10 protein-coding genes are annotated in these 10,391 nt (G+C 44.0%); 6 read left to right on the top strand and 4 right to left on the bottom strand.

The window, feature by feature from the left end:
• The first annotated feature begins 62 nt into the window (after positions 1-62).
• From B9J87_RS03475 to B9J87_RS03465, 3 genes are all read left to right on the top strand, one after another.
• Positions 63-980: a GGDEF domain-containing protein gene (locus B9J87_RS03475; RefSeq protein ID WP_094149355.1), complete on the top strand. Its 918-nt coding sequence runs from the start codon at positions 63-65 to the stop codon at positions 978-980.
• Between the two features lie 196 nt (positions 981-1,176).
• Positions 1,177-1,938 (top strand): DeoR/GlpR family transcriptional regulator, encoded by a 762-nt coding sequence (locus tag B9J87_RS03470; protein ID WP_013868063.1) that lies wholly within the window; start codon positions 1,177-1,179, stop codon positions 1,936-1,938.
• A gap of 139 nt (positions 1,939-2,077) precedes the next feature.
• Entirely contained in the window at positions 2,078-2,800 is a 723-nt protein-coding gene (locus B9J87_RS03465; RefSeq protein ID WP_094149354.1) for a helix-turn-helix transcriptional regulator, read from the top strand.
• Positions 2,801-2,803: 3 nt separating this feature from the next.
• Here B9J87_RS03465 and B9J87_RS03460 read toward each other — a convergent pair whose 3' ends face one another.
• Entirely contained in the window at positions 2,804-3,385 is a 582-nt protein-coding gene (locus B9J87_RS03460) for an acyl-homoserine-lactone synthase (protein WP_017046000.1), read from the bottom strand.
• 300 nt (positions 3,386-3,685) lie between these two features.
• Between B9J87_RS03460 and B9J87_RS03455 the strand changes: the two genes are divergently transcribed.
• Positions 3,686-4,171 (top strand): acyl-CoA thioesterase, encoded by a 486-nt coding sequence (locus B9J87_RS03455; protein WP_026027856.1) that lies wholly within the window; start codon positions 3,686-3,688, stop codon positions 4,169-4,171.
• 93 nt (positions 4,172-4,264) lie between these two features.
• Complete coding sequence (locus B9J87_RS03450; RefSeq protein WP_017047197.1) at positions 4,265-4,510, top strand: hypothetical protein; 246 nt, start codon at positions 4,265-4,267, stop codon at positions 4,508-4,510.
• Positions 4,511-4,829: 319 nt separating this feature from the next.
• Here B9J87_RS03450 and malG read toward each other — a convergent pair whose 3' ends face one another.
• The 3 genes from malG to malE all read right to left on the bottom strand — a co-directional run bounded on the left by malG (position 4,830) and on the right by malE (position 8,565).
• Positions 4,830-5,720, bottom strand: a complete 891-nt coding sequence (gene malG, locus B9J87_RS03445; RefSeq protein WP_010317575.1) for a maltose ABC transporter permease MalG — start codon at positions 5,718-5,720, stop codon at positions 4,830-4,832.
• A 12-nt stretch (positions 5,721-5,732) separates the two neighbouring features.
• On the bottom strand, positions 5,733-7,307 hold the full coding sequence (malF, locus tag B9J87_RS03440) for a maltose ABC transporter permease MalF (protein ID WP_094149353.1): 1,575 nt from the start codon (positions 7,305-7,307) through the stop codon (positions 5,733-5,735).
• A gap of 76 nt (positions 7,308-7,383) precedes the next feature.
• Complete coding sequence (gene malE / locus B9J87_RS03435; RefSeq protein ID WP_026027705.1) at positions 7,384-8,565, bottom strand: maltose/maltodextrin ABC transporter substrate-binding protein MalE; 1,182 nt, start codon at positions 8,563-8,565, stop codon at positions 7,384-7,386.
• A gap of 657 nt (positions 8,566-9,222) precedes the next feature.
• Between malE and malK the strand changes: the two genes are divergently transcribed.
• Positions 9,223-10,341: a maltose/maltodextrin ABC transporter ATP-binding protein MalK gene (gene malK, locus B9J87_RS03425; protein WP_017045996.1), complete on the top strand. Its 1,119-nt coding sequence runs from the start codon at positions 9,223-9,225 to the stop codon at positions 10,339-10,341.
• The last annotated feature ends 50 nt before the right edge of the window (positions 10,342-10,391 follow it).

Below are 10,391 nucleotides of genomic sequence, written 5' to 3'. Positions count from 1 at the left end.
TGTATTGAGGGATCCTTTACGTCAGATCCGTTAGGCAACCTAGCAAATTTGGTGGCCAGATAATGATTCTTGATAACATCGAAGATGTGTATAGCAATAATTTGTTTGCCTTGCATGAGCTTGTTCTCAACGAGCTCGGTTCATACGTATTCGTAAAAAACCGCCAAGGTGAGTATCTGTATGCAAATCAGCTAACACTTAAACTGTTTGGCACAACTTTGGAAGAACTCAGAGGCAAAACTGATCATGATTTTTTTCAAGATGACCTACTCGCCGATATTTTACACAGCGATCAAATGGTATTTGATACCAAACAGCCTTTCATCAGTGAAGAACGTGCACAAGCAAAATTGGATACCAAAGTACGCGTCTACCGCGCCATAAAGAAACCTATTCTAAGTACACAAACCGGTGAAGTGATTGGCCTTATCGGTGTTTCTACTGAGATTACCGATATTGTCGAACTGCGAGAGCAACTACACACTCTGGCCAATACCGATGACTTAACGCAGCTCTACAATCGCCGCAAGCTGTGGCGGGAAGCGTGCAATGAATTTACGTTGGCTCAGCGTGATCATTATCCGATAAGTTGTATTGCCATTGATATCGACAACTTCAAGTTAGTAAACGACACCTATGGCCACCAGCGAGGAGATGACGTGATTTGGCAGTTAGCAGAGATGGCGAGAAAGCACACACGCCATGGCGACGCCTGCGGTAGAATTGGTGGTGAAGAGTTTCTGATTGTTCTGCATAAGGCCAATGCGCATGAGGCCTTTCAAGTGGCAGATCGTTTACGTAAAGAATTTTATGCATACGCATTTTTTGACAACGGCGCACACTTTAGTATCAGTTGCGGTATCTCTGAAATTGCGGGCAACGATGCCGATTTTTTCGAAATTTATCGCCGCTCAGACAAAGCACTTTATAAAGCCAAGCTCGCTGGACGGAATCAATGTGCCACATTCCAAGAAACATAACTATGTTCCATAAAGAGCCTATAATGTTCGTTTAATGTGAATTATCACTTAAAACGAGCAAATACTCGCGTATCCCATTCACTAATGATTGAATTTGGTCGATTAAACCGTACACTCACAAAGTCGTAGTGCCTTACGCACAGTAAGCATTCAAGGTATTGACCTATTTAAGCTTCAATGAATAAGGATATTTAAGGTGAAAGCAGTTAAACGCCATCAAGAAATTATCGAATTAGTTCAAACACACGGATTTGTGAGTACCGATGATTTAGTCGAGCGATTCAATGTCAGCCCACAAACCATCCGCCGAGATCTCAACGAACTTGCAGATGCCAATAAGTTACGACGCAATCACGGCGGCGCTACCATCGCGTCTAGTTCTGAAAACTCCTCTTACCACACTCGCCAAGTAACTTATCAGCAAGAAAAAGAGAAAGTGGCTGCCGAGCTAGTCAAACACATTCCCGATGGCGCAACGCTCTTTATCGACATAGGCACGACACCTGAAGCTATCGCTCGGGCATTAATGCTCAATCACGAAAATCTGCGCATTGTCACCAACAACATTAACGTGGCGACGATTTTAATGGCCAAACCGGATTTCAATGTCATCTTAGCGGGCGGTGAAGTGCGCAATAAAGACGGTGGCGTGACGGGTGAAGCCACTTTGGATTTCATTTCACAATTTCGTCTCGATTTCGGTATTTTAGGGATTAGCGGCATTGACTATGATGGCTCACTTTTAGATTTCGATTATCACGAAGTGAGAGTCAAACGGGCGATCATCGAAAATAGTCGCTGTGTTTATCTCGGTGTCGACCACAGTAAATTCGGGCGTAATGCCATGGTGAAGCTAGGCACAATTGCCGATGTAGATTTGATCATTACCAATGCTCAACCACCAGAAGAAATTGATGCATTCGCTCGTGAAAATGAAGTAACCATTCAGGTGGTATAGATAGATTGCGGCCAAAACCGACATTTGAACTAGATTTTCCCGCCAAATAGATAAACTATTTCATTATTTGCTCGTACTGTTACGGTTTTTTTTGATATAAATGCCAATATAGTACGACGCAATCTAGAACTTTCGGCTTATGTACAAAATTCTGAGACTGATCCAAGAGAACCAACAAATCACTAGCCACGGTGATTTGGAAAATGTACTCAATGGGCTCAATAACTTAATTGATCATGAATTTTTCCTCTTTGGCCTCTCTTTTCAACCCACGTTAAAAACTAGTGAAACGCTTGTCACGGACAATTACCCCAATAGCTGGCGACAGCAATATGATGAATCAGGCTTCATGCATATCGATCCAATTGTCAAATACAGCATTACCAATTTTTTGCCCATTCGCTGGGATGACGCTAAGCGGGTCAATGATGATGGACGAGTCATTTTCGAAGAGGCGCGTTGCAATGGACTCAAAGCGGGATTTAGTATTCCAATCCATGGACTTAGGGGGGAATTTGGCATGATAAGTTTTGCAACCTCAGATACCAAGTCTTACGATTTGAATCAACAAAGTATCCATACTTCACAGCTCATTGTACCGTTACTGGCTCATAATATTGGCAACATCACCCGTTACCATAAAGACGCAAAACCGAGAGCGGTGCTCACCGCACGTGAAGTACAATGCTTAGCTTGGGCGGCCGAAGGCAAAAGCGCTTGGGAAATTGCCACGATTATTAATACGTCAGAACGTACCGTGAAGTTCCATTTCAGTAATGCTTGTAAAAAGCTTGGCGCGACGAATCGCTACCAAGCGATCACTAAAGCTATTTTAGGTGGCTATATCAATCCCTATTTATAAGGCTTATGCATTGACACTTGCACGATATGCTTCATTCATTGGAATATGCAAAGCGACAGAACGTGTACTTCCCAAAAGATGCACTTTTTTATCACCGAGTCTTTCGCATGGGATCCCCATCCGCTTAATCAATTTTTCCACACTGGCCGATGTGACCGTTACATAGGCATTGATGTGATATTGCTGGGCGTGATGATACAGCGACTGAAACATCTGCAGCGTAACATTACTCACGCCGCCCAATTGCGCCGAATGATCTTTATCGACCGCAAAACGACTCAGCTCATAAATCTCCTTTGCTTTGGGTGCTTGCTGCACACCGAGTAATTCCGAAAAAGTATCTTTAAGCATATAACGCGACGTCGTTGGCAAAATTCGCCAACACCCCACTAAATGACCCTGTTCCTCTTTGGCATACAAATAGTGTGCTTCTGGAACGTCGTACTCATCAGTCTCCATTTCTCGATTTGTTTTTAGCTCCCACTGCAAGCGTTGCGAAAAAACCTTATAGCGTAACTTCAGCAATGACACATAATCAGCTTGAGGGACACTTTGAAAGGTATGTGAATAAATTGAAATAGTCATGTGACTTCTCCTTAGGTTATTGGAGAAATCACGCTAAACAATCTCATCAGAGATAGAACCTGTTCGATCGAACAGTTACGTCGAAATACTGTTTAAACTATTATTAACGCAACTGAATAACTAACGCTCAGTTGGCTCAATAAGGTACAACATAAAGTAAATAACTCGTACCGCTCGGCTTTAAAAATCCTCTTAGGCAACTAAGAGGATTTTTTATATCTGCTGCATTCAAAATAATATTGCAGTTTGGTTAACGCTTTGTTATTTATGATTCCGTTAATAAAAAACAAGGATTCCCCAATGAGTAGTGGCCAACGTGCAATAACTTTGCGTTTTTTAGCAGAGCCCGGTGATGTGAATTTCGGTGGTAAAGTCCACGGTGGCGCTGTCATGAAATGGATAGATCTAGCGGCCTATGCGTGCTCTGCAGGCTGGAGTGGTAAATATTGCATCACCGCTTATGCGGGAGGGATCCGCTTTGTCGCTCCTATCCACGTAGGGAACCTCGTTGAAGTCAGCGCAAAAGTCATTTATACGGGAACGAGCTCAATGCATATTGCCATTGATGTGCAAGCGAGCGATCCAAAAGAGTTGAAAAACCAGCTGACTACCCATTGTATTGTCATCATGGTGGCTGTCGATGGGCAAGGCAAGCCCACCCCTATACCCGAATGGGTGCCGCAAACAGCAGAAGATATTGCCCTACGCCAATCAGCGATACGCTTAATGAACATGCGTAAAGAGATAGGAGAAGAGATGGAAGCTCACGTTAAGTACTTAAAATAACCACCCATGATACGCTCAGTTGTCATTTTTTCTTCATCTTTATCTGCTTAAATCGAGCCCTCTGAAATTTTGCATCGATGATAGGAAAAGACTTTGACTCTCAGAGAGATTACCTTGAGCGAATCGACGTTAGTCGACCCAAAGTCAATTGAGTATCACTGGGTCCGAACGCTTTACGTTGAAGGTTACCAACCCCAAGAAATTAACCACTATATCCGTGCCTGCTTTGGCGGAGATGACACCTTCGCCGATTTGTTTCGCCGCGTTGCGCTGCAGCAAGAGAGCTTATATGTCCTTTTGCAATACTTAGGCTGCGCCCCTTCTAGCCGTGAGTTCTAATTTTTTAGCCTTCCTTTACGACGTTACACAAAGATTTCAGATGTGGGTCGCATCCAAACACCATTTCACTTTTGAGACATTCAATTCATCATATACTGCATGCGCGTTACCAATAGCACCCTTTAGTACAGGTATAAAAAAACCCAAGCAATGCTCGGGTCCTGGTTACAAAAACTGTTAGTTTGTTGGATAGTAAGGAATAAAGCTAACAGCCAGCTATGCGTAACGCCAGATTTGCATATTACTTAACTGATCGGCGGCCAAACCAAATACGTTAAGCTAATACAATATGGGCGACCTCACGGTCGCCCTATCGTTATTATCCTTTCACACCACCGGCCGTAAGTCCTCCGACTAACCAGCGCTGTGCAAGCAAAAATACGACAGTGATAGGTAAAGCAGACAACACTGCTGCTGCTGCAAAATCTCCCCACAAATAGTTCTGAGGATAAAGATACTGCTGCATACCCACCGCTAATGTATATGAGTTTACATCAGAAAGTAGCAAAGATGCCACTGGTACTTCACCAACCACCCCAATAAACGAGAGAATAAACACAACCGCAAGAATCGGCACAGAGAGTGGTAGCAGCACCAGTCTAAAGGCTTGCCATGGTGTAGCTCCATCTAAAGCAGCCGCTTCTTCTAATGAGTTATCTATCGTTTCAAAATAGCCTTTGATCGTCCATACGTGCAGTGCGATACCACCTAGGTAGGAGAAAATTAAACCACCATGCGTATTTAAGCCAAGAAATGGGATGTATTGACCTAATTTGTCAAACAGTGCATACATCGCAACCAGTGCCAGTACCGCTGGGAACATTTGAAAAATCATCATCGCTTTTAGGATGGTGTCTTTACCTTTAAAACGCATGCGCGCAAAGGCATAAGCAGATGTTGTCGATAGGGCCACAATGAGCACTGAAGTAATGCCTGCTACTTTCACTGAATTCCATAACCAAGTCAGAACCGGAAATGGCGGCGGTGTAACAGAGCCATCAGCATTAGTGACGGCAAAACCTAATGCCAATTTCCAGTGTTCTAGAGAGGGATTATCTGGGATCAAACTGCCCGTGGCAAAGTTCCCTTCACGAAATGAAATCGCAATGACCATCAATAGTGGAAAAATGATCAGCGATAAAAATGCCCACAGAGCAACATGAGTCGCCCATAAGCGATATTTGAGAGATTGACCTTGTACCATCGCCATAACGATTACTCCTTAATTCTGTGACAGCTTCGTAAAACGTAAGTTGAGTAGTGCTAACCCACCAACCAGTAAGAAGATCAAGGTTGCGATGGCACTAGCCAAACCGAAGTCTTGACCACCAGCTCCTTCAAACGCAATACGATAGGTATAGCTTACGAGTAAATCGGTGTAACCGGCTGGCTCTGAAGTACCAATCATATTCGGGCCACCTTGTGTCAGAAGTTGAATCATCACAAAGTTGTTAAAGTTAAATGCAAAGCTCGCAATAAGTAACGGAGTCATTGGTTTGATCATGAGCGGCAATGTGATACGGGTAAAGTTGTGTAAAAAACCTGCACCATCAATCGCCGATGCTTCATATAAATCCTCTGGAATCGCTTTCAAAAGACCCATACACAAAATCATCATGTAAGGAAAACCAAGCCAAGTATTGACGATCAGCACCATACTTTTAGCGAGAAAGGGATCTGAGAACCAGCTAGGACTAATGCCAAAAATACTGTTGAGCACCATATTGATCTCACCAAAGCTTTGGTTGAACAAGCCTTTGAAGATCAAAATAGAAATAAAGGCAGGAACAGCATAAGGCAGGATTAATAGCACTCGGTAAACGGCGCGGCCTTTAAGCTCTTCCCATTGCACAACACTAGCCAACACTAACCCTATCATAAGAGTGAAAATCACGGTTAAGGTTGAGAAAACGACCGTCCAGATAAAAATATTGATGAAAGGCTCTTTAATACCGTCATCTTTCCATACACGCTCAAAGTTATGTGTGCCAATTTTCACCACAAAACCAGGCGATACTGTCGAACCGATAAATTGACCACTTTCGTCCACTGGTTGATAAAAGCCAACATCCATATTCGGCCGTAGTATTTCGCCTGTTTGATTATTGACCAGCGTTTCGCCATCATCTTGCATGGTGTAAAGCGGCGATACGGCGGCAAACTTGCGCAAGCCACTCATGCGTACATCTTCACCACTAGGGAAATGCAGATCAATTGAGCTCAACGTAGCACGGTGATTAATAATGGTTTTAATCGGCTCTTTGGTGCCCTCAATACCCTCAATAGGTTGAAGGTCCATATCGGTCACCGATAAGCCATTTAAGGAAAACACGTCGGTAGCGAGCGTCTGCTCTCCATCTTCGATTGCAATTCGATAACCACTTTCCGTTTTGTATAGAGTGAAAGGATAGCTTTCCCCGCCCTGATAAGTTCGATCCAACAGCACGGTTTGTGCACGTTCTAAAGAGAGTTGGTTTTTAGCACTGTAGTTAGTAAAAGCCAGACCAACGGTGTAGGCCAAAGGAAAGAGGATGAATAAGATCATTCCCGCGATACCCGGATAAATATAGCGGTGTGCGTAAGTATGTTTACTGCCGAAAATATAAAGGGCCAGAGCGGTAAGAATGAGAGTAAGCAGCGCAAAGGCGAGCTCACCGCGAGAATACATAAGAATAGTGGCGTAACCGTTAACGATACCAACCGTACCTAATAATGCCCATTTAATGAGCACATTTTTACTGGAAGGAAGTGCCGTTTCGGGTGCTGACAAAACATCTGTACCTTGAACTGACTGCATAGAAGAACCTGCTAGCGATATAAACGTAAAATGAAGGAGAGGTTACCCTCTCCTTAAGGGCTGGACCAAAACCGAATTATTTAGTCATTTGTTTTTCTGCATCAGCCAGTGCGGCATCGACAGTTTGGCGGCCATCTACAATATTGATAATTGCACTTTTCGCGCTGCCCCAAAATGCATTCATCTGAGGGATGTTCGGCATAATTTCGCCATTCATTGCGTTATCCATTGTCGCGGCGATGCGTGTATCTGCATCAAGCTCACGTTGGAAAGAGTTAAGAGCCACCGCGCCAAGAGGTTTATCATTATTGACCATGCGCAGACCATCATTGGTGAGTAAGTAGTTTTCGATAAACTCAATCGCGAGATCTTTATTTGGAGAAGCGGTGCTGATACCAGCCGTCAATACGCCCACGAACGGCTTGGAAGATTGCCCGTTAAATTTCGGTAATGTCGTCACACCGTAGTTAATGCCTGATTTTTCAATGTTGCCCCAAGCCCACGGACCGTTGATCGTCATTGCCGTTTTACCTTGGTTAAACGCAGCTTCAGAAACAGAGTAGTCCATATCCGGAGAGATCACGCCTTTGTCCACTAAGCCTTTCACGAAGTTCATCGCGTCTTTTACGCCTTTATTCGCGATACCCGCATCTTTCACATCATAGCCATCAATCGTGTATTTGAATGCGTAACCGCCATCAGCCGCCATAAGAGGCCATGTGAAATACGGTTCTTTCAAGTTCCACATGATGGCCGTTTTGCCCTCTTTCTTAAGTTTGGCGTTCAACGCTTCCACTTCTTCCCAGCTTTTCGGTGGGTTTGGCACAAGATCTTTGTTATAGATGAGAGACAAGGATTCTACCGCGACTGGGTAGCCGATGATTTTACCGTTGTATTTCACCGCATCCCAGGCAAAATCCACGATACCCTCTTGAATCGCTTTTGAAGGTTTAATTTCAGCCAGCAAGCCAGCTTCTGCATAACCACCAAAACGGTCATGAGCCCAGAACACAATATCAGGTCCATCACCCGTTGCTGCGGTTTGTGGGAATTTATCTTGAAGTGCGTCAGGGTGAGCCACGGTCACTTTGATACCCGTGTCCGCCTCAAATTTCTTACCCACTTCAGCCAAACCGTTATAGCCTTTATCACCATTAATCCAAATGGTGAGTTGTCCTTCTTCAATAGCAGCATGTGCACCAAACGAACCAAGAGCAACTAGAGTACTTAGCGCGACTGTGCTTAGGGCGTTTTTCATGTTCATATCCTTTTTATTTTTGTGTTGTAGGGCTCACCAACAGGTTTCGCCGTATTTCGTCATATATAATCAGAGAAAACCTAACTTGACTCATCCTCCTACGCCCTACGCCCTCGATATTATGGACTATTTTCGTGATCATCATCGCTCAAGGTTAGAGAGCTCAATCACAAAAAAATACCTTTTTGTGACATGCTTCCACTTAACAGCCATTAATTATTTGAACTGGATCTAACTCAGCCCTTAAACCCCTCCTCCATCACATCCATCGCTACTCCCCCCTATAAAAAACTCAATTAGGAGGATGTATCAAACACACACATCACACAAAATACAGTCATCCCAGAGTGGATAGTAAGAGCCTTTTCCAGTAACTCATCGTTTACTGGCTTACATCGCTAGATTGGTTTGCTGTCATAAATGAGCGTTCGTGGTAATTGATTTTATAACGGGGGAGACGCTCAATGTGCAGGGGAAGTGAACTAAATCATTGGCATGGATGGGTGATGCTTTCTTCAAACTCCCTTAATTTGAAGACATCACCCTTTTTCTTACATTATTAACCACCTTACCCAATTCCTGCTGTCATTGCCTGCAAGAAAACTCATATAATGATGGGCAGTGATTTATAAAAAATATTGATCGAGGACGAGCTCTATGGCGAGTGTCACGTTAAAAAATGTATGTAAAGCATACGGTGATGTATTAATTTCTAAAAATGTCGACTTAGAAATTCAAGAAGGCGAATTTGTCGTCTTTGTCGGTCCGTCAGGTTGTGGGAAATCCACCCTACTGCGTTGCATAGCAGGCCTAGAAGATATCACCTCGGGTGACTTGTTTATTGGCGATAAGCGAATGAATGATGTTGAACCTTCTAAACGTGGCGTCGGCATGGTATTTCAATCCTATGCGCTCTACCCGCACCTTAATCTTTTCGACAACATGTCTTTTGGCCTAAAGTTGGCCAAAGCCGATAAAAAGGAGATCGAGCAACGTGTTGAGCACGCCGCCGATATTCTCCAGCTCAGCCATTTGCTCGAACGTCAACCTAAGTCTCTTTCAGGTGGCCAACGTCAGCGTGTCGCGATTGGGCGTACTTTAGTCTCACAACCGAATGTCTTTTTGCTTGATGAGCCGCTGTCTAACCTAGATGCAGCGCTGCGCGTACAGATGCGTTCAGAGATAACCAAACTGCAACGCAAATTGGGCTGTACTATGATTTACGTTACCCATGATCAAGTCGAAGCAATGACAATGGCTGACAAAATCGTGGTCTTGGATGCTGGTTTCGTATCACAAGTAGGCAAACCACTTGAGTTGTATCATTACCCAGAAAATCGTTTCGTCGCAGGCTTCATCGGTTCTCCTAAAATGAACTTCATGAGCGTATTCATCGAAGATGTCGAAGCCGAACGCGTGAAAGTTCAACTCTCTAATGGAACCTCATTTTGGATTTTGGTCGATGGCACCACGATCACTCGCGGCGAGCGTATGTCATTAGGTGTGCGTCCAGAGCACTTGCTGAGCGCTGAAGATGGTGACGCGAAAATTGAAGGCAAAGTGATGATGGTTGAGAAACTCGGCAATGAAACACAAGTCTACATGAACTTGAAAGGCTCTGATTCTGATGTAATTTACCGCCAGCCTGATACTTTGGGCGTTGAAACAGGTGATACATTGACAATTGGTATTCCAGGGCATCGCTGCCATCTCTTCCACAGCGATGGACGTGCATGCCGCCGCCTTTACAAAGAAAAAGGCATCGAAGCCGAATAAAAAGAAATTCAGTTAAGAAAATAAGACAGCCCCTATCAAAGGGGCTGTCT

This window comes from Vibrio sp. V19_P1S1T109 (assembly GCF_002241375.1).
GTDB classification, from domain to species: Bacteria; Pseudomonadota; Gammaproteobacteria; order Enterobacterales; family Vibrionaceae; genus Vibrio; species Vibrio anguillarum.
This window is presented reverse-complemented; position numbering and strand designations above follow the sequence as displayed.